The organism is Campylobacter concisus, assembly GCF_902460665.1.
In the GTDB taxonomy this organism is placed as follows: Bacteria; Campylobacterota; Campylobacteria; order Campylobacterales; family Campylobacteraceae; genus Campylobacter_A; species Campylobacter_A concisus_AL.
Genome location: NZ_CABPUR010000002.1, coordinates 199,887 through 219,417, shown reverse-complemented (window position 1 = coordinate 219,417; position 19,531 = coordinate 199,887). Strand labels below are relative to the sequence as shown.

Sequence of the window (19,531 nt, the reverse complement as noted above, 5' to 3'; positions counted from 1 at the left end):
TCGCAATCAATAAAATTTATTATTAAGGAGAACAAATGTTAGTAACAAAAAAAGCACCTGATTTTACAGCTGCAGCGGTTTTAGGAAACAATCAAATTGTAAATGATTTTAATCTTTATAAAAATATTGGCGAGAAAGGCGCGGTCGTATTTTTCTATCCAATGGATTTTACTTTTGTTTGCCCAAGCGAAATCATCGCATTTGATAAAAGATATGACGAGTTCAAGTCACGTGGTATCGAAGTTATCGCAGTTTCATGCGACAACCAATTCTCTCACTTCGCATGGAAAGAGACTCCAGTAAACAAAGGCGGTATTGGTAAAGTTCGCTTCCCTATCGTAGCTGATATGACAAAATCAATCGCTCGCGGATTTGACGTACTTCTAGAAGATGCTGGTGTGGCACTTCGTGGCTCATTCTTACTAGACAAAGATGGCACTGTTCGCCATGCAGTTATCAATGATCTTCCACTTGGCAGAAATATCGATGAGATGATAAGAATGGTCGATACTATGCTATTTACAAATGAGCATGGTGAAGTTTGCCCAGCTGGCTGGAATAAAGGTGATGCTGGCATGAAACCAAGCACTGAAGGTGTTGCCGACTACCTTTCACACAACGAAAGCAAACTATAATCAATAGAAATTTCTAGGTATCTTTACCTAGAAATTTCTCCTCCAAATAAATTTAAATACTTTTTTAATATAACTTTTTATATCATAGCCTTGGCTTTAATCAACAACATTCCGGAGACTACATGGATTTTAAAGGCAGGCAAGAGCTTGTAATAAATTGCGAAGATAGCATACTTAAATTAAGAGATAAATTTATCGACGATGGTATCAAATTTTGTAGACAGCTAACATTTATCGTACCGCACGATCAGGTAAAAATTTGTCTTAAAAACATCTTTGATACACTGCTTATTCAAAAGCCAAATGCTACGCAGCTACAAGATGATTTAAATATTCTAATACCAAAATCAAACGCAAGAGACGAATTAATAAATTTCCTACTTTTAAATTTGACTTTAAATTTTAGTCACTCTTGCGACAATAGCACCTTCGTAGGTTATTTCGTAAATGCCGTTTCAAGAATCAAAGAAATTTTATGTGGTGCCAAAGACCAGCAAGAAACAAATGTAAAAGACATGATTGAAACCGGAACATTTTTTTATGAAGATCCGATCAATACATTCACTCGCATGAAAAAAGCCAAGGTAAGGCCAGAGCTTTTAAATTTATATGATGGACTAAATATAAAATATGAGGCTGAAATTTTAGAAATTAAAGAAGATAGTGTCGTTTTTCGCGTGGATATGATGCAAATTTTAGCTATGAAGCAAGACGGCAAAGGTTTTATTTTGCCAAATAGCTTTTTCTCAAAGCCTTTGTGTGCAGATATCATAAATTATAATATAACAGATAAAAGTGTTACTTTTTCAAATTTCTCGCTAAATACAACAATGTATGCGTACAAAAGAAAATTCCAACGTATTTTACCAAATCGTTTTACTAAAACTATTATCAAAGGCAAACAAGACAAGATCGAAGGTAGCCTTTATGATGTTTCTGAAGGCGGCATAAGCGTATTAAGCCCGCAAACTACAAATTTTCAGGATGGAGAAGAACTAGAAGCGACCTTTGAAATCTTAATCGCACCAGATAAAGTAAAAAACGTGACTTTAAAGCTAAGACTTGTTACAGAACTGGCATATAAAGGCTACATTAGATACTGCATGAAGCTTATCGATGATGATGAAACGATAAAAGATTTTACGCAAAAGCGCATAAAAGAGACACTTGATGAGCTTCGCTCACGTATAAATTTATACGAATAAGGCAGCTAGTGAAAACAATACAAGAAAATTTAAAACTTTTTTATATCGGATTAAAAGACAAAGAGCCATTTTTTTATAAAAATAAGGATCTAACCACCCACGCAGCCATCATAGGTATGACAGGTAGCGGTAAAACAGGCCTTGGCATCACACTTTTAGAAGAGGCCTGCATAGATAATATCCCTTCTATCATCATCGATCCAAAGGGCGATATCACAAATTTAGTCCTCACCTTTCCGCAGATGAGAGCGGAGGATTTTTTACCATACGTCGATGAAGCAGAAGCGGCCAACAAATGTCAAAGCGTAGAGGAATTTGCCGCTGCTCAGGCCGAGCTTTGGAAAAACGGCATAGAGTCTAGCTTTCAAGATCTTGAGCGCGTAAAAATTTTAAAAGAGAGCGCTAGCTTTAACATCTACACACCAAAAAGTTCAGCTGGCATAGGCGTGGCGCTACTTAGCGACTTTGCCTGCCCAAATATCACTGATGAAGAAATTTTTAGCAACTATATAAATTCGCTTGCAGCCTCGGTATTATCTCTTGTAGGTATAAATTCCGAGGACATGAATTCAAAAGAACAGCTTCTCATCTCAACCATATTTGATACTAAATTTAAAGAGCAAAAAGATGTCAGCATCGAAGAGCTTATAAATTTCATCGCAAATCCGCCTTTTAAAAAGATAGGCGTTTTTGATGTCGATACCTTCTATCCAAGCAGTGAGCGCCTAAAGCTTGCCATGAAGATAAACGCTCTCATCGCAAGCCCAAGCTTTAAAGGCTGGACTCAAGGCGTTAAACTAGAAATTTCAAAGATGCTATTTGACGAAAACGGCAAAGCAAAGTGTAATATTTTTACGATCTCGCACCTAAATGACGCTGAGAGGATGTTTTTTGTCACCCTTTTACTAAACGAGATCATCGCGTGGATGCGCGGTACTGAGGGCACAAGCTCACTTAGAGCGATCCTTTATATGGATGAAATTTTTGGATTTTTCCCACCAAACGCAAACCCACCATCAAAAACGCCTATGCTCACACTTTTAAAGCAGGCCCGTGCATTTGGTTTAGGCTGTGTTTTAAGCACGCAAAACCCAGTCGATCTTGACTATAAAGGCCTTAGCAACATCGGCACTTGGTTTATCGGCCGCCTCCAAACAGCGCAGGATAAAGCTCGCGTTATAGATGGGCTAAGCGGCATCTCTGGCTCAAACCTAGATAAAGCCTCGCTTGAAAATCTCATATCAAATTTGGCAAAGAGAAATTTTTTAGTTAAAAATATAAACGAAAACGGACTAAGCGTTATTTCGACACGGTGGGCGCTTAGCTATCTAAAAGGGCCACTAAGCCGCGAACAAATTTCAAATTTGATGAAAAAGCAAAAAGAAAATTTATCTGATACAAGAATCGATAAAAGCGAGATAAAATTTAGCATAAAGCCCATAATCTCAAATGAAATCACGCAACTTTATACTAATTCAAAAACCCTTACACCAAACCTACTAGCAAGCGCAAAGATAAGAATTTATGACACCAAAAAAGGTATCGATAGCGTTTATGAAGTAAGCTATCTTTATGAACTAAACGAAAATGACAATGAGCCAAACTGGGATGAGGCTAGCGAAGGCATGCACATCGATGCAAGCTTGGATAAACCAAGTGACGCAAGCTTTGCAGCTGTGCCAAATTTCATCTTAAAAGCTAAAAATTTTGACAATATCCAAAAAGATTTTAAAGAGTATCTGTATAGAAATTTCAAATTTAACATCTTTGAAGCATTGGGAATTTATTCAAAAAACAATGAAGCAAAGGAGCAGTTTTATATCAGGCTTCAAGATAAGTGCAATGAAATTTCAGAAGAACAAACCGCAAAACTCACAGCTAAATTTGAAAAAGAGCGAAAAAGCTTACAAGACAAGCTAAACAAGGCTCTAGCAAAGCTTGATAAAGAGCAAAAAGAGATGACCACAAGTGGGCTTGATGCTGCCATAAATATAGGCGCTAGCATACTTGGAGCGATATTTGGTAGCAAGCTTTTATCTCGTCAAAATGCGGGTAAAATCGCATCAAGCGCAAGAAGTGCAAATAGAGTTTTAAAAGAGCGAAGTGATGTAAAGCTTAGTGAGCAAAGTGTAAATGATATAAATTTAGCCATAAGCGAGCTTGAAGAGAAATTTGCACAAGAGTGCGATGCGTTAAAAGAAGCAAATGATGTTAAAAACATCACGATAAACGAAACGCAAATTTCACCAAAGAAAAGCGATATCTATGACGAGAAAGTCGTACTTTTGTGGAAATGATTTATAAAATAATTAGTATTTTTTTACTATCATTTCTTTTAAATTTAAAAGGTAAAATATGCAAAATTTAATACTTTATGCCATTAGTTATTTACTTGGAAGTATTCCGTCTGGCCTCATTCTTGCAAAAATTTTTGGGCATGTTGATATAAAAAACGAAGGTAGCAAGAGCATCGGTGCGACAAATGTTTTAAGAGTTTTAAAACAAAAAGATCCAAAATTAGCCAAAAAACTAGCCATTTTAACGATAGTTTGTGATGTTTTAAAAGGCGTTTTGCCACTTGTTGTCGCTTCACATCTGGGAGCTAGTCAAAGTGTGCTTTGGACGATGGCGGTTTTAAGCGTAGCTGGACATTGCTTTTCGATATTCTTAGGATTTCAGGGTGGTAAAGGAGTCGCAACTGGAGCTGGAGTTGTCGCATTTTTCTTACCAGTTGAGATCATTATCGCTCTTGTCGTTTGGTTTTTGGTCGGTAAATTTTTAAAGATAAGCTCTCTAGCCTCACTTTGTGCGTTGATAGCTCTGATTGCATCAAGCTTTATAATCCACCCAGAGCTAGATGAAATTTATACACATGCTCCGATACTAATCATCGCATTTTTGGTGGTTTATAAACACATACCAAATATCGTTCGTTTAATATCCGGTAAGGAGAAAAAAGTCGTATGAAAAGCGAGATGACGACGATCATTAAAGATTATAAATTTGAAACGATCATCGGAATGCTTGATTTTGAGCGAGTCACTAAGCAAGAGGTGCAAATGAATCTAGAAATTTGCTCAACTAGTTTTATTGATTATATTTTAATTATTGACTTTGTTAAAAATTTTTATAATGAAAGACAGTTTCAAAGCGTTGAAGAGTCTCTTGAAGAAACCAGCAAAGCATTAAAAGAGAAATTTAGCTCACTAACTAGCCTTAAAATGGAAATTTTAAAAACAGAAATTTTGCCAAATGCAGTTGTTGGAGCAAAAATAAACACTATTTTTTAAAAATTTATTAAACTATCTTGAAATATTGCTTAATTTATGATACAATCGCCCATAAATTTTAGTTTAAGGAAGCAAAATGCGTATTTTAATAGTTGAAGATGAAGTGACGCTAAATAAGACGATTGCTGAGGGCTTGCAAGAGTTTGGCTATCAAACTGATAGCTCTGAAAATTTTAAAGATGCTGAGTACTATATAGGCATCAGAAATTACGATCTAGTTTTGACTGATTGGATGCTCCAAGATGGCGATGGCATAGATCTTATAAACATCATCAAACATAAATCTCCACGCACTTCAGTTGTAGTTCTTTCTGCAAAAGATGACAAAGAAAGCGAAATAAAAGCACTTAGAGCTGGTGCTGATGACTATATCAAAAAGCCATTTGATTTTGACATCTTGGTAGCTAGACTTGAAGCAAGACTACGCTTTGGCGGCACAAATATTATAAAAATCGATGAGCTCATCATCAATCCAGATGAGGAGAAAATCACATATTTGGGTCGTGATATTGAGCTTAAGGGCAAACCTTTTGAAGTCCTAACTCATCTTGCAAGACACTCAGATCAGATCGTATCTAAAGAGCAACTGCTTGATGCTATCTGGGAAGAGCCAGAGCTTGTAACTCCAAACGTCATTGAAGTCGCTATCAACCAAATCCGCCAAAAAATGGATAAACCACTAAATATTTCAACAATTGAAACTGTTAGAAGACGCGGATATAGATTTTGTTTTCCAAAAAAAGCCTAAGGAATAGATTTATACTACAATTAGCATCTGGTGCTATGATGCTAATTGTAGTTATTTCGGTAATGCTTTATCACTATATAAGGGTTACCGTTTTTCAAAGTGTAGTTAATGAGCTAAACTATCAAGCAGAAGCTTATAAAAAAAATCCTCAGAATTTCAATCCTTTAAATTTAAAAACATTTACGATAGAAAATCCAAATAAAACTCTAGCAACGATAAAAACAGACGAGCCGAAAGATAAAGAAACATATATCGTAACGCAAAAATCAAAGGATCAAAGTAAAACTATTTTAATAACAAAACTTGATGAAAGCAGTTATTTAAGCCTAGAAAAAGATACTACTCTTCAAGCTCATATAGTAGAAGAAATTTTTATAGATATTATAATCGTAAATGTGTCAGCGATACTTTTGGTGCTTTTTTATGCACTATTTTTATCAAGAATGCTTTTAATACCTATAAAAATTTTGAGTCACAAACTTACAAATTTAGACGAAAAATTTCTTCATGAGATCGATATAAAAAGTCTACCAGATGAGTTTTTACCACTTGGGCAGAGCATAAATAGACTAATCTCTCGCATCCAAACATTTGTCTTATACCAAAAAGAACTTTTTGTAGGCGTGGCACATGAGCTAAAAACGCCCCTTGCCGTAATGAAGACAAAAAATGAAGTTACACTTTTAAAGCCACGCGAGAGTGAAAAATATATCGAGGCTCTAAAATCAAATAATGAAGCTATAAACGGCATGAACGCGATGATAAGTTCTGTGCTTGAGATCGGCCGCCAAGAGGGAGCCCAGTTTGAAGAGCCAGTAAATACCGATGTCATAGGATTTTTAAAAAAACTTGCTAAAAACTATGAGATACTTGCAAAAAATGATGAAAAAAATATAAAACTAGACCTAAAACCAGAAATTTTAAATCTAAAAATACAAACTAGCTTACTAACCCACATTGTGCAAAATTTTGTTCAAAATGCCATTAAATTTTCACCAAAAAATAGCACTATTACGATTAGCTCTAAGCTCATAAAAAATAAATTTATCGTCGAAGTAATAGATGAAGGAATAGGCATAGATGAGAGTAAAGATTTATTTGCTCCATTTAAAAGATACGGCGACAAAGGTGGTGCTGGGCTTGGGTTGTTTCTAGCTAAAGGTGCAGCGCAGGCTCTTGGTGGCGAAGTAGATATTAAAAATAGAAACGATAGAAGCGGTGCAGTCGCAAGCCTAGTTTTAAATATAAAAGGATAAAAATGGCAAAGAGAACCGCAGTAATAGATCTTGGCTCAAATTCTATGCGAATGGCGATATTTGAGAGAACGTCACGCTTAGCGTTTTTTATACTAGCTGAATATAAAACAAAAGTGCGTCTAGGCGAAGGCGGATATGGCTCAAACAATGAAATATCCGAAAGCTCAATGGAAAAAGCGCTAAAGGCTTTTAGCGAATTTTCAAATATCATAAAAAGCTACAAATGCAATAAAGTCTTATGTGTTGGTACTTCAGCGCTTAGGGACGCTCCAAACGCAAATGTTCTGATCTCTATTTTAAGAAAAAAACTTGGTATAAATTTAAAAGTCATAGACGGCAAAGAAGAGGCTACTTTTGGTGCTATCGCAGCCAAAAATTTACTCCATAATATCGATGAATGCGTCACTATCGATATCGGTGGCGGATCAACTGAGCTTGCTAGAATAAGCAAAGGCAAAATAATAGATACGCTCTCGCTTGATATTGGTACGGTTAGGTTAAAAGAGCTTTTTTTTGATAAAAAAAACTTAAATAAATTGCCAAAATTTCTAGAACAAGTTACAAAACAGATAGATGAGCGATTTAAATGCCAAAATATAATCGCTATTGGAGGCTCTCTTAGAGCGATATCATCTGCCATAATGAGCAAAAATTTATATCCGCTCTCTTCACTGCACGGCTTTTGCTACAAGCTTAGCGACGAACAAGCCTATATCGAGAACATCGCAAATGTTAGCGTACTTGAGCTAAATAAATTTCCTATAAAAAAAGATAGATACGACACCATTAGAGAGGGTGCACATATCTTTTTAGCCCTCGCCAAAGCTCTAAATGCCAAAAATATTATAACAAGCGGGGTTGGTGTAAGAGAGGGAGTATTCTTAAAAGATTTTTTACGCCCTAGCCTTAAATTTCCGCAAAATTTTAATCCAAGCATCAAAAGTTTGCAAGATCGTTTTATATTATCATGCAATAAATCAGTCACAAGATATGCAAAAGATATATTTATGGTATTAAAAAAGCTTCACGGTCTAAGCGATAACTATCTTGAAGTGCTTTTAGTTGCTACAAAACTTCACAATGTCGGTCAAGAGATTGGCTTTTATGGCGATCATAAAAACTCAGCCTATATAGTCTTAAATGCCTTAAATTATGGCTTTTCGCATGAACAAAAAGCATTGATTGCAGTAGTAATTGGCACAAACGGAAAGAAAAATATCTATGAATTTGAGCGATATAAAAATTTACTTCCAAAAGCCGAGTGTATAAGATGGCTAAGTTTTATACTCTCACTAGCAAAGGCACTTGATCTAACCTGTGAAAGGCTAAAATTAAACTTCGAATTTAGTGGGCATACGCTAAAAATAGAAGGTGCAAAAGAATTTGCTATGGCAAAAGAAGAGATAAAAAAGATCACAAAGCCTGAAATTTTTGCTATTTCGTTTGTATAAATTTTGAAACTAGCTTTAACGCATAAAATTTAAATTGGATGAGAATTTTGGCTAAAACTTCTAAAATTCTCCGCTCATTTTATCTTTATAGTTACTTAAACTATTTTTTCGTTCTTCTAAAAATGAGCTTAGTTTTTTCTTGTTTTCTTCAAAAAATATAGCAAAATCTTGCTCATTTTGTATCTTGTCTTCACCAAAGCTATCAAGCATTACATTTGAGCTACCAACTATCACCAAATAACGCCTATTTTCATAGCTTAATAGCATTAGTTGATTCGTGCGATCAAGATACTTTTCATATATTATATTGACGTTACTATTTTGATTTTTAAGTAGCCAGTTCATTGATTTTGTATCATTTTGAGACTGATTTCTAGGTGTTTTAAATCCACTAAAGTCGCCACTCTTTGAAGTAATATATCTTTTAAATACATATAAAAATACAAGAAGCGCAATAAGCACACTTAAGACTATAAAATACCTTGAGTCTATATTCAGCATAGGCTCTTCATCTATCTTTGGTGTGTTAGGAGTCTCTATTTTTGCACTAGCTTGAGGCATATTTTGTATTTGAGGTTTTGCATTTTTTAGAGTTACACGAATGCGGAGCCCAAAACTATCAGTCGTCTTTGATGCATTTACGATAATAGCATCATTTGAGCGCAAATTTAAAACTAAAGAGTTTTGCTTTGGCTCTATCTCAAGCTCTTGAATAATCTTTGAGTTTATATCTTTGCTAGCACTTTGATCGTAATTTAGAGAATTTAATATCAAAGACGTTGTGTCTTTTTCGCGCTTTTGAAAGATATTTCCTTCATAAGGTGCATCAAAGCTAAGCATAATATCAACCCTATCAGCACGTTCATAGATATTATAAGTTAATAGGTTTGAAGCTAAAATTTGAGTTGCAAAAAGTAAGAAAAATAGTATAAATTTCATAAAAGTTCTTTTTTGAAGTACTGAATAACTGACTTTGAATCCAAAATTTCATTTATCCTGATGGCTAAATTTTTCTCATAAACCATTACTTCGCCTTTTCCAAAAATTCTATTATTTATATATAGCTCCACACTCTCACCAGCTGGCTTTTCAAGGTCTATGACCGAACCAGCTTCAAATTTCAAAAGCTCATTTATACTAACCGTGGTAGTTCCTAGCTCAGCTATAAAATCAACGCTTATATCCATAAGCTCATCATAGCTCTTAAAAAGCCCTAGCTGCTCTAGCGTCTCTATCGCACTCTCGTCGTTCATTGTATGTCATAGCCTATTTGAAATGTTCTATTTTTTATTTTATATATAAATTTTTCTTTTAGCTTTATGCCAAAATTTTCAACTTCACCTAAAAATTCAGGCGTTCCAAGCTTATAAGCATTTGGCTCTTTTTCGTTTAGCAAATTTTTAGCTTTGCCAATGATCTGATTTGCTATCTCTTTACAAAGATCGTCCAGATCGCCACCATCAACATCTTCGTGACCAAAAAAGGCATTCATGAAAATTTTCAAAGTATCTTTTTTAAAAAATAGGTAAAAATGATACTCGCTTTTGCCCTTATAGACTGGTATGCTAGCTCCGTAAAATCCTTTGCCTAGACTCTTGCCAAACTCTAAATCTAGCCCTAAAGTATCCTTGCAAAGATAGCTTGTAGCTTCATCTATAACTTTTCTCATATCTCTTCCTTAAGACTTGAAATGCATTTTCAATTATACTTTGGCTTTACTAAATTAGCTATAAATTTATTAAGCATTTTAAAAGAGTTTATCTATCTCTTTTACCAGCTTTTCACCGCTAAAATCGGCACAAAGCTTAACTATTTGCGTACCTATTATCGCTCCATCAGCATATTTTTTTACTTCATTAACATCATCTTTGTTTTTGATACCAAAGCCCACAGCCACTGGCAGATCGCTCTTTTTCTTAAGCTCTAGAACTAAATTTTTTATCCTATCTTCATCAGCCCTTTTTGAACCACTAACGCCGATTGCGCCAAGAGCGTAGATAAATCCTGAGCCAAATTTTAAAATTCCATCCGCCCTACCACCAGATGTAACACTGATAAGTGGTATCAGGCTTAATTTTAGCTCCTTACATTTTAGAGCAAATTCCTCGCACTCCTCGCAAGGCAGATCCGGCACGATAAAGCCGCTCACACCTGCTTCAACTGATCTTTTTAGAAATTTATCAACGCCGTAAGCAAAGATAATGTTGTAATAAACTAGAAAAACAAGTGGCTTTGTCACTTTTGCCTTGCAACTCTCAAGCATATCAAAGACAACGTCTGTATTTACGCCATTTTGCACCGTCTCAAAGCTAGCTTGCGCTATGAGTTTACCATCAGCCAGCGGGTCAGAGTAAGGGATGCCGATCTCAACTAGATCTAGCGTGCTCTCATCTAAATTTTCTAAAAATTCCTTCGTTTTTTCTAAGCTTGGATATCCAGCCACGATGTAGCCGATGTTTGCCTTTTTGCCGTTAAATGCACTTTTTATCTTATCCATAAATTTTTCCTTTTTCGTAGCCGATAACTGTGTTTATGTCCTTATCGCCCCTGCCTGAGACATTTACGACTATGACGCTTTTTTTATCTAGTTTTGGGCAAAGCTTTTCTAGATATGCCAGTGCATGCGCGCTCTCGATGGCTGGGATGATGCCTTCCATCTTGCTTAGAAAATACAAAGCATTTATACACTCATCGTCAGTTACGGCTTCGTATTTTACCCTTTTGATGTCGTTTAGGTGAGCGTGCTCTGGGCCTATGCCTGGGTAGTCTAGGCCTGCTGAGATGCTGTGAACTGGCGAGATCATGCCGTACTCATCTTGCAAGACCGTCGTTTTCATGCCGTGGATGATGCCAGTTTTACCTTTGCTAAGCGTAGCTGCGTGACAAGGCGTCTCTATACCAAGTCCGCCAGCTTCTATACCTACTAAATTTACGCTCTTATCATCTAAAAACGCACTAAAAATACCAATAGCATTACTACCGCCACCGACGCAGGCGATGACGTAGTCAGCCTTTTTGCCGTAGTCTGCAAGCTGAGCTTTGGCCTCTGTGCCGATGATGCTTTGGAAGTCACGCACGATCTTTGGATATGGGTGCGGACCAACGGCTGAGCCAATGACGTAAAATGCACTCTCTATCTCATTTACCCACGCTTGTATGGCTGCTGTAGTCGCCTCTTTTAGCGTTTTTAAGCCATCTTCTACGCTCACCACCTTTGCGCCAAGAAGCTGCATACGAAAGGCATTTAGCTGCTGTCTAGCCACGTCCGTAGCGCCCATATATACGTCACACTCCAAGCCCAAAAGTGCCGCTGCAGTCGCTGTTGCCACGCCGTGCTGGCCAGCTCCAGTCTCAGCTAAAATTTTCTTTTTACCCATTTTTTTAGCAAGCAGCGCTTGAGCTAGGGCATTATTTATCTTGTGCGCGCCAGTGTGGTTTAGATCCTCTCTTTTTAGGTAAATTTCATGTCCATAGTGCTCGCTTAGGCGCTTTGCAAAAAAGAGCGGACTAGGCCTACCAACGTAGTTTTTAAGCAGATCATCAAGCTCGTCTTTAAACTCTTTTGTCTTTGCGATGCTAACATAGGCGTTTTCTAGCTCATCAAGGGCAAACATCACCGTCTCAGGCACAAACTGCCCGCCAAATTTTCCAAAATATGCCTTACTATTCATTTTTATCCTTTACTTTTAATTTATTCTGTTGTTTGATATCCTACAATTTCTAACCCACTGCTCTATTTTTTCTACCTGTTCTTTTTGTAAATACTTTTGCAGGTGCACCTTGTTTAGCAAGTATAGAAGAGAAAGGATGTCTCTTGCAGTATTTTGTTTTTCACTTTCGCTAATGCACGAGAAAAAATCAAGAGTTTTTGTTTTATCCATTGCATGACTTTCGCTGTGCAAAACCAAACGATACATTAAATTTTCAAAATAAGTTTGTTGTTCTGGGCTTAGATTTGCTACTATTGTTTTGTCTCTTACGATATCTTCTATACCGCACTGATAATTAAATGTGCCAAAGGCTTCTAGTACTTTTCTCATATTATTGCCAATATTTTCACTTTCTGATATGGAGTTATTTGCATAATCATAAATTTTTTTCAAAAGAGTTTTATATTCTGAATAATTTTTACCAAAATCATCAATAAGTTGCTGGTCTTTGAGCTCTTTTTGTATAAAGATAACATCTTTCTTATTTTTATTTTCTCGTTCATTATAAAATTCTATTTTTGGTAAATTGCTTATAATCTTTTGCATATCAAACACGCTCATCAAATCGTGAGTTAAAATTATCATCTTGCTTTTATTGCAACCGGTCATAATTTTATGAATTTGGTAATTTAAAAACGACATTATCCCAACTTTATTTTCAAAATCAAAGCTAGAAATCGGATCATCTATAACTATAAATTTTGGTTTTGTATAAAATTCCTCACTATTTTCGCCTTTGAAAATTTCGGTAAAAAAATAGCTTAATGCAATGGCATTTCGCTCGCCAGTCGAAATGTCTTTAGCTTTTACTCTATTGCCATTTGATTTTAAGATATATTGTTTTTGATCATTCGGCTCACAAAGCTCTAACCTACCTTCTTTAAAAAATATATATTTTAGATATTCATTAATCTTATCTTGAGCTATATTTATCTGCTTATTTTGAGCATTTAGTTTTGAAATTTTACTAGTTATACACTCTAGTCGTTTATCATTATGCTCTCTGTTACTATCTAAAGCCTGCTTAGCTTTTAGCTTTTCTTCGTAATGATTAAAATCATCTTTTATCTCGCAATAAGCTATTTGGTTGTTTAGTTTTTCAAGCTCTTGTTTTATCTCATTTGCTCTATCTTTTTGCACCATAAAAGTTTGTCTTTTTTTCTCAAGTTGCTCTAAATTTTGATTTAATCCATCAACTAAGTTATCAAAATTTACATCTAAATTTAAGGCGATGAATGGATTTTGTATTTTTTGGTCTAGTTTTTCAGTGACTTCAGTTTGGCAAGTATTAATTTGTATTTTTATGGCATCAAATAAATCTTTATCTAGTTTATCCATATCTTGCAAATTTTTTAAACCATTTAGTGAATTTTGAATTTCCTGCTTCTTATTTTCTAAATTTCTCTGATGGCTTCGTATGTTCGGATTAAAGATTGTTTCTAAGCTTGATAAAATTTCTTTTTTATATTCGTCTGTTAGCTTTTGAAAGCAATATGGGCAAATATCTTTATCACTTTCCATTATATTTTTAGTTATTACATGGTCTGCTTCTGCTATGGCTTGTTTTATTTCTTCTTCTTTTGGAGTTAATTGTTTTTGCTCTAGTTGGTATAATAAAAGCTGTTTAATATCTTCAAAATTTAGCTGTTTAATATCTTCTATAAAATTTAAATTGCTTCGGATATCTTCGTAAGATTTGAATTTATCATCAAAGTTATTTTTCAGCTTATCTATACTTACATCTGTTTCAAAATGATCTATGATATTTTTTGCGAATTCTATTGTTTTATTTTGTAAATTTCTATTTGTATTTCCTAGAATATTTTTCTCTCGTTCGGCAAAGTTACTCTTTAAATTTACTACTATATCATTTTCATATTTTTCAGGATTATCTGTATTTTGTTTATCATTATATTTTTGGAACTCTTCTTGATATTTAATTTGTCTTCTTTCTAATTTTTTGCTAATCCTTTTTGCTTTTTTAAGCTTCTTATCTATATTTGCCGCGTCTCCAAGTAAAACTATTGCGTCCAAACCATTATCTTTAATTTTAACTTTACTATTTACATATTCTTCATTAAATACAAAAATATTCTTTTTCTGATCTTCATTTATTAAATCTATTGCTACGCCGCTTTTATCTATAATTTGACTAACAATAAGAAATTGATTGTTTTGTTTAACGGTATCAAAAGCTTGAGAAATAGTGCTTTTACCGCTTCCGTTTTTGCCATAGATTAAACAAAATCTATGGTACTCTTTCTCAAAAAAATTTAATTTTACTTCACTTTGAAAGCACTTTCCATGAATTTTTATGCCACAAAAATTACTAAACATTGTATTATTCACTCCAATGTGTTGTTAAATTTTACTACCTTTAAAATTCTCTCTATCTTTTGCGCATCTTTTATGCCGTTTTCATCCTCGACTTTGGAGTTGATATCGACTAGATATGGCTTAAATTTCAGTGCCTCTTTTATGTTGTGCTCGCCTATGCCTCCAGCCATGCCAAATTTAAACTTAACCTTTTTTAAAATTTCCCACTCAAAGCTAGTGCCGTTTCCGCCAGCATTTTCGCCCTTGCAGTCAAAAAGCGCCATGTCAAAATGCTTAAAATCAACCTCTGGCAAGCTATCTTTCACGCTAAAAACCTGCCAAATCTCAAGCCCCATATCTTTTAAATTTACATATAAATTTTCACTCACCGCTCCATGCACCTGAGCCACGTCAAGACCAACAAACTGGCAAATTTCCATTATCTCGCAATCACTTTGCTCAGCAAAAACACCAACTACTTTTTTGCCCTTACTGTGAGCAAATTTCGCTATCTGCCTAGCTAAATTTAGCTCAACCTTTCTTTTACTTTTAGCAAATATCAGCCCGATAAAATAAACATCCAAAGCGCAAACCGCACTCGCCTCATCTAGCGTTTTGATGCCACAAATTTTAACTAGTGCCATTAGCCCCAGCCTTTATAAACTCTTCATAAAATTTATACGCCTTACCAGAATTTATCGCCTCAAGCACCATTTTTTTGGCCTCGTCTGGGCTCTTTGCGCCATCAGCCGCGTAGAGTGCAAACATCGCGTTAAAGACCACGATGTCAAATTTAGCCCCCTGCTCCTCGCCTTTTAGCGTGCGGATCAATGTTTTGGCGTTTTCTTCAGGCGTGCCGCCCTCGATATCGCTGTGAAGCGCTCTTTTAAAGCCAAACTGCTCTGGCGTGATGCTGTATTCAAAAATTTCGCCATTTTTTAGCTCGACGACACTTGTTTCGCTACAAAGAGTGATCTCGTCTAGTCCGTCATCTCCGCGAACGACTAGGGCGTGCTTTCTGCCAAGGATTTTAAGTGTCTGGGCGTAGAGTTTTAAGACAGGCTTATGATAGACGCCAACTAGCTGATTTGTAAGGTTTAAATTTGGATTTAAAAGCGGTCCAAGCACGTTAAAAACGGTCCTTATGCCAAGTCTTTGGCGCACCTCTCTCACCTCACCAACTAGCGGATGGAAAAATGGCGCGTGGAAAAAGGCTAAATTTTTACTAGCTAAATTTTCACGCTGTTTTGCCAGTGATTTTTCACTTTTGACACCTAAAATTTCAAGCACATCAGAGCTACCCGACTTGCTTGAAACTGCCTTGTTGCCGTGTTTTGCGACCTTTATACCAAGGCTTGCAAGGATAAATGCAACTGTAGTTGAGATATTTATCGTCTTAAAGCCATCGCCGCCAGTGCCGCAAAGATCGATCATAGGCGTATCGTCGCGGTAAGTTTGCGAGTATTTTAGGATATTTTTTGCAAGCGCAGCGAGGCTTTTTGGATAGAGGCTCTTTTCGCTAATAAGCACCAAAAGGGCTGAAAGCTGCACGATCTCGTACTCTTTGCTAGCTATTATCTCGCAAATTTGCTCAAAGTCGCTATCATCAAGCGGTATGCTCTCTTGAAGCTTGATAAGATATGGCTTGAATGAGCGAATTTTTGGCTCTTTTACCTCTTCTTTTGCCTTGTAATTTACAAAATTTTCAACTATCTTTTTGCCGTATTGCGTGAAGTAGCTCTCTGGGTGAAACTGGATGCCAAAGATCGGCTTATCTTTTACGCTAAGCGCCATAACTACGCCATCATCGCTCACCGCATCAGCGCTTAAACTAGCTGGGAGCTCATCGACATAAAGCGAGTGGTAGCGCATAACCTCAAAGCGCTCAGGCAGCCCTGCAAAGAGTGGCTCTTTGTTTTTCACGTCGATAAACGAGGTCTTGCCGTGAAGCGGGTCGTCTAGCCTTTTTATCTTCGCGCCAAAACTAAGCCCTATAGCTTGATGTCCAAGGCAAATGCCAAGCACCGGCACGCCAAGGTCGGCTTTTAGAATTTCTAAGCAAACTCCGCTATCTTTTGGGTGTTTTGGCCCTGGGCTTAAAATGATCTTGCTTGGGTTTAGTTTTTTGATCTCATCAAGCGTGATCTTATCATTTCTAACGCATCTAACCTCTTCATCTGTAAGCTCTTTTACATATTGTTCGACATTAAAAACAAAACTATCGTAATTATCTATGAGTAAAATCAACCTATATCCTTTAAATTTAGCAGCGGTTGAGCCTTGGCTAAATTTCTATAAATTTAGGCAAAATTATAACTAAAAGAAAGTTTAATTAGGCTTTTGTACGGCTTTCGTAGGCTTTTAAAAGTGAAAGCATGTCGACGTTTTCTAAATTTACACCAGTTGGCACGCCCTGGGCGATCTTGCTAAATGAAATTTCACTCATCCCTAGCTTATCCTCGACGTAAAGCATAAGTGCGTCAGAATTTAACCCTGGCGTAAAGGCAAAGACGACCTCTTTTGAGCCATTTTGTTTGATCGCACTTCGCAGCCTCTCTATGGCATCCTCGTCAATCTCGTCAAGCACGAAGTAAAGGCCATTATAAATGCCATTTTGCTCAAAAACTAGAATATCTTTTGGGCTCTCAACCAGTAAGATGACCTCGCTATCCCTGTTCTCGTCGCTACAAATATCACAAATTTCATTTTCGCTTAGCCCGCCACAACGCTCACAACGTTTGATAAACCTCACCGCGTCTTCGATATTTTGAGCGAGCCTTAGCCCTGCAAAGCTATCTTGCATGCAGACAAAATAGGCAAACCTTGCGGCTGATTTTTTACCGACACCAGGGAGCTTTGCAAAAGACTCAGTTAGCTCGTTAAATTTTTCTAAGCCTCTTTTCATGCTCGCTTCGCCTTTGATCTAAGTAAAATTTTAAAGACGTGATAGCCGTCTTCATAGTCATAAACTAGCTCAAATTTTTGCATCTGACAAATTTGTTCGATGATATAAAGTCCAAGCCCCATACCGCTTCCCGCACTCACCTTGTCGCCTCTAACAAAGGCTTGTTTGTAGTAGTCAATCGGATGATTTAGCTTTTTGCCTAAATTTTTAACCGCTATAAATTCGCTATCGCAGATCAAAATAGCCTTTTTATCTTCTGCGTATTTTAGGGCATTGTCTATCAAATTTTTAATCGCTAAGCTAAAAAGCTGAAAATCCACTCTCAATATCACGTCGTCTTTGATATCGCAGCTCACTCGCTCTTCAAATTTATCAAGCATGAGCATATCCTGCACTTGCTCTAAAATGAGCGAGAAATGGCACTCTTGATAGTTTAGTGCGTAGCTTTTAGAAAGGAGCTGCTCGACCTTGCTAAATTCATTTATTAGCATCTCAAGGCGCTCAAAAACGTTTATGAGCCTCATCTTTTGGGTCTCATTTGCGACCATTTCAGAGACGATCCTACCTTTGCCAATCGGAGTCTTTAGCTCATGCATGATCGCACGCAAAAATAGCTGCCTTGAGCGGATGAGCTCTCTGATCTTGCAAACGGCATTATCAAACTCAACCGCAACCTGTCCGATCTCATCTTGCTCGTTTTCATTTAGCCTAGCCGTCATCGCCATTTCCATATTTCCACTGGCAAATTTTCTAATGTCCTTACTAAGCCTTCTAAGTGGTGAAAGACTTCTAAGAACAGAAACATAAAGTGAGATGAGAAGGGCTGAAACTATTAAGAACGCGACCCAAAGCGGATCATTTACGTGTCTTGCATCATTACTTTCAAGAAGCAGCTGAAAAGACGGGTTTTTAATAAGCAAATACAAATCGCCTTTGTAATTAACCGATTGCACCACTCCAAGAGGTGTGTGCTGCGTAAAAACAACAGTCCCGTTTGTAGCTATTGAAGTGGCTAAATTCTTATTTCCAACATACTCTAAGTAAAAATTTTTAAAATAATGCTCTAAATCTCTTGGGGGATTTCCGCGTTCATAGAGTGCGACAAGGTAGTTCATCGCACTTATTTGTCTATCCTTTAGTTTTTCTAAAGCGCTCTCTTGCTGAATGTTTGCAAAAGTTACAAAGAGCAAGCACATCAGCGAGAAAGCTATGGCAAAGATAATAGTTATCTTCGTAGTTATGGAATATTTCATCCGATAAGCTTATATCCTATGCCTCTTACTGAAAATATATGTTTTGGGGCTTTTGAGCTATCACCGATTTTTGATCTGAGGCGTCCGATAATAACATCTAAGCTCTTTGAATCTTTATCTTTTAGGCTTTTGCAGTTATAAACTAGCTGTTCGCGTGATACCGAAAAGCTGTGTTGCTTAATGAGATAAGTTAAAATTTCATACTCAGCCGGAGTAAGCGCCAACGGCTCATTGTTAAAGTAAATTTCGTGACGTTTATCATCGATCCTAAATGCGCTATCAACGACCTCTTCTTGTACTTCATTTGTCTTTTTATATCTTCTTATAAGACTTGTGATACGAGCATACATCTCTTTTGGATCGTATGGTTTTGGCAAATAATCATCAGCACCAAGCTGAAGCCCAACAACCTTGTCGCTAATATCGCTTCTGGCTGAACTTATGATGATAGGGATGTCATATTTTTGGCGAATTTCTTTACAAACCTCAAGCCCATCAATACCCGGCAAAGTAAGATCAAGTATTAGCAAATCATAGTTTTTTATCCCAGCGCTAAGCCCTAAATAAGGGTCCTCAAAATTCGTAACTTTTATATTAAAACTATCAAGATATTCAGATAAAATTTGTGCAAATTCTGGATCGTCTTCTATCATTAAAACATTAACCATGAATTATCCTTTTTATTAAAAATAGTAGAGATTATACGGCAAAAATGTAAATTCTTTTTTAAATTTAAACTTTTTTGGGTAAAATCCCATATTT

General features: G+C 36.3%; 19 protein-coding genes. 8 read left to right on the top strand and 11 right to left on the bottom strand.

The genetic code is table 11. The features are described 5' to 3' along the window. Window positions 1-35 precede the first annotated feature (35 nt). The 8 genes from F3G66_RS04460 to F3G66_RS04425 all read left to right on the top strand — a co-directional run bounded on the left by F3G66_RS04460 (window position 36) and on the right by F3G66_RS04425 (window position 8,585). Entirely contained in the window at window positions 36-635 is a 600-nt protein-coding gene (locus tag F3G66_RS04460) for a peroxiredoxin (protein WP_103570590.1), read from the top strand. Window positions 636-757: 122 nt separating this feature from the next. After that, window positions 758-1,840 carry a PilZ domain-containing protein gene (locus F3G66_RS04455; RefSeq protein WP_149707281.1) on the top strand — a complete coding sequence of 361 codons (1,083 nt, stop codon included), beginning with the start codon at window positions 758-760 and terminating at the stop codon, window positions 1,838-1,840. Between the two features lie 8 nt (window positions 1,841-1,848). Further along, window positions 1,849-4,137, top strand: a complete 2,289-nt coding sequence (locus tag F3G66_RS04450; protein ID WP_149707280.1) for a helicase HerA domain-containing protein — start codon at window positions 1,849-1,851, stop codon at window positions 4,135-4,137. 58 nt (window positions 4,138-4,195) lie between these two features. Further along, a complete protein-coding gene (gene plsY / locus F3G66_RS04445) occupies window positions 4,196-4,807 on the top strand; it encodes a glycerol-3-phosphate 1-O-acyltransferase PlsY (RefSeq protein ID WP_149707279.1) in 612 nt (203 codons plus the stop codon). After that, complete coding sequence (locus F3G66_RS04440; protein WP_087577788.1) at window positions 4,804-5,130, top strand: dihydroneopterin aldolase; 327 nt, start codon at window positions 4,804-4,806, stop codon at window positions 5,128-5,130. Before plsY ends, F3G66_RS04440 begins: the two co-directional genes overlap by 4 nt. Before the next feature lie 76 nt (window positions 5,131-5,206). Then, a complete protein-coding gene (gene hsrA / locus F3G66_RS04435) occupies window positions 5,207-5,878 on the top strand; it encodes a homeostatic response regulator transcription factor HsrA (RefSeq protein ID WP_021091657.1) in 672 nt (223 codons plus the stop codon). A 38-nt stretch (window positions 5,879-5,916) separates the two neighbouring features. Next, the gene (locus F3G66_RS04430) at window positions 5,917-7,134 is read left to right on the top strand and encodes a sensor histidine kinase (protein WP_188115825.1); all 1,218 of its coding nucleotides are present in this window, start codon (window positions 5,917-5,919) and stop codon (window positions 7,132-7,134) included. Between the two features lie 2 nt (window positions 7,135-7,136). Further along, on the top strand, window positions 7,137-8,585 hold the full coding sequence (locus tag F3G66_RS04425) for a Ppx/GppA phosphatase family protein (RefSeq protein ID WP_149707278.1): 1,449 nt from the start codon (window positions 7,137-7,139) through the stop codon (window positions 8,583-8,585). Window positions 8,586-8,645: 60 nt separating this feature from the next. Here the strand turns inward: F3G66_RS04425 and F3G66_RS04420 are convergent, their stop codons facing one another. The 11 genes from F3G66_RS04420 to F3G66_RS04370 form a co-directional block, all read right to left on the bottom strand. After that, entirely contained in the window at window positions 8,646-9,524 is an 879-nt protein-coding gene (locus F3G66_RS04420; protein ID WP_149707277.1) for an excinuclease ABC subunit A, read from the bottom strand. Beyond that, window positions 9,521-9,838 (bottom strand): flagellar motor switch protein FliN, encoded by a 318-nt coding sequence (gene fliN / locus F3G66_RS04415; protein WP_021091807.1) that lies wholly within the window; start codon window positions 9,836-9,838, stop codon window positions 9,521-9,523. The genes F3G66_RS04420 and fliN overlap by 4 nt, the downstream gene beginning before the upstream one ends. Further along, window positions 9,835-10,254: a chemotaxis protein CheX gene (locus F3G66_RS04410; protein ID WP_054197109.1), complete on the bottom strand. Its 420-nt coding sequence runs from the start codon at window positions 10,252-10,254 to the stop codon at window positions 9,835-9,837. The genes fliN and F3G66_RS04410 overlap by 4 nt, the downstream gene beginning before the upstream one ends. A gap of 78 nt (window positions 10,255-10,332) precedes the next feature. Next, the gene (trpA, locus tag F3G66_RS04405) at window positions 10,333-11,082 is read right to left on the bottom strand and encodes a tryptophan synthase subunit alpha (protein WP_149707276.1); all 750 of its coding nucleotides are present in this window, start codon (window positions 11,080-11,082) and stop codon (window positions 10,333-10,335) included. Continuing rightward, window positions 11,075-12,256 (bottom strand): tryptophan synthase subunit beta, encoded by a 1,182-nt coding sequence (gene trpB, locus F3G66_RS04400; protein ID WP_149707275.1) that lies wholly within the window; start codon window positions 12,254-12,256, stop codon window positions 11,075-11,077. Before trpB ends, trpA begins: the two co-directional genes overlap by 8 nt. Window positions 12,257-12,271: 15 nt before the next feature. Next, on the bottom strand, window positions 12,272-14,632 hold the full coding sequence (locus F3G66_RS04395; RefSeq protein ID WP_149707274.1) for an AAA family ATPase: 2,361 nt from the start codon (window positions 14,630-14,632) through the stop codon (window positions 12,272-12,274). An 8-nt stretch (window positions 14,633-14,640) separates the two neighbouring features. After that, window positions 14,641-15,255 (bottom strand): phosphoribosylanthranilate isomerase, encoded by a 615-nt coding sequence (locus F3G66_RS04390; protein ID WP_149707273.1) that lies wholly within the window; start codon window positions 15,253-15,255, stop codon window positions 14,641-14,643. Further along, a complete protein-coding gene (gene trpD / locus F3G66_RS04385) occupies window positions 15,242-16,858 on the bottom strand; it encodes an anthranilate phosphoribosyltransferase (protein ID WP_149707272.1) in 1,617 nt (538 codons plus the stop codon). The genes F3G66_RS04390 and trpD overlap by 14 nt, the downstream gene beginning before the upstream one ends. Window positions 16,859-16,943: 85 nt before the next feature. Further along, window positions 16,944-17,516 carry a recombination mediator RecR gene (recR, locus tag F3G66_RS04380; protein ID WP_149707271.1) on the bottom strand — a complete coding sequence of 191 codons (573 nt, stop codon included), beginning with the start codon at window positions 17,514-17,516 and terminating at the stop codon, window positions 16,944-16,946. Further along, complete coding sequence (locus tag F3G66_RS04375; protein WP_084109547.1) at window positions 17,513-18,769, bottom strand: ArsS family sensor histidine kinase; 1,257 nt, start codon at window positions 18,767-18,769, stop codon at window positions 17,513-17,515. Before F3G66_RS04375 ends, recR begins: the two co-directional genes overlap by 4 nt. Further along, window positions 18,766-19,437 carry a response regulator transcription factor gene (locus F3G66_RS04370; RefSeq protein ID WP_021091583.1) on the bottom strand — a complete coding sequence of 224 codons (672 nt, stop codon included), beginning with the start codon at window positions 19,435-19,437 and terminating at the stop codon, window positions 18,766-18,768. Before F3G66_RS04370 ends, F3G66_RS04375 begins: the two co-directional genes overlap by 4 nt. Window positions 19,438-19,531 lie beyond the last annotated feature (94 nt).

Coding starts and splice junctions, on each gene's coding strand:
- F3G66_RS04460 (WP_103570590.1), top strand. CDS start 36: ATGTTAGTAACAAAAAAAGCACCTGATTTTACAGCTGCAGCGGTTTTA.
- F3G66_RS04455 (WP_149707281.1), top strand. CDS start 758: ATGGATTTTAAAGGCAGGCAAGAGCTTGTAATAAATTGCGAAGATAGC.
- plsY (WP_149707279.1), top strand. CDS start 4,196: ATGCAAAATTTAATACTTTATGCCATTAGTTATTTACTTGGAAGTATT.
- F3G66_RS04440 (WP_087577788.1), top strand. CDS start 4,804: ATGAAAAGCGAGATGACGACGATCATTAAAGATTATAAATTTGAAACG.
- hsrA (WP_021091657.1), top strand. CDS start 5,207: ATGCGTATTTTAATAGTTGAAGATGAAGTGACGCTAAATAAGACGATT.
- F3G66_RS04430 (WP_188115825.1), top strand. CDS start 5,917: ATGCTAATTGTAGTTATTTCGGTAATGCTTTATCACTATATAAGGGTT.
- F3G66_RS04425 (WP_149707278.1), top strand. CDS start 7,137: ATGGCAAAGAGAACCGCAGTAATAGATCTTGGCTCAAATTCTATGCGA.
- F3G66_RS04420 (WP_149707277.1), bottom strand. CDS start 9,524: ATGAAATTTATACTATTTTTCTTACTTTTTGCAACTCAAATTTTAGCT.
- fliN (WP_021091807.1), bottom strand. CDS start 9,838: ATGAACGACGAGAGTGCGATAGAGACGCTAGAGCAGCTAGGGCTTTTT.
- F3G66_RS04410 (WP_054197109.1), bottom strand. CDS start 10,254: ATGAGAAAAGTTATAGATGAAGCTACAAGCTATCTTTGCAAGGATACT.
- trpA (WP_149707276.1), bottom strand. CDS start 11,082: ATGGATAAGATAAAAAGTGCATTTAACGGCAAAAAGGCAAACATCGGC.
- trpB (WP_149707275.1), bottom strand. CDS start 12,256: ATGAATAGTAAGGCATATTTTGGAAAATTTGGCGGGCAGTTTGTGCCT.
- F3G66_RS04395 (WP_149707274.1), bottom strand. CDS start 14,632: ATGTTTAGTAATTTTTGTGGCATAAAAATTCATGGAAAGTGCTTTCAA.
- F3G66_RS04390 (WP_149707273.1), bottom strand. CDS start 15,255: ATGGCACTAGTTAAAATTTGTGGCATCAAAACGCTAGATGAGGCGAGT.
- recR (WP_149707271.1), bottom strand. CDS start 17,516: ATGAAAAGAGGCTTAGAAAAATTTAACGAGCTAACTGAGTCTTTTGCA.
- F3G66_RS04375 (WP_084109547.1), bottom strand. CDS start 18,769: ATGAAATATTCCATAACTACGAAGATAACTATTATCTTTGCCATAGCT.
- F3G66_RS04370 (WP_021091583.1), bottom strand. CDS start 19,437: ATGGTTAATGTTTTAATGATAGAAGACGATCCAGAATTTGCACAAATT.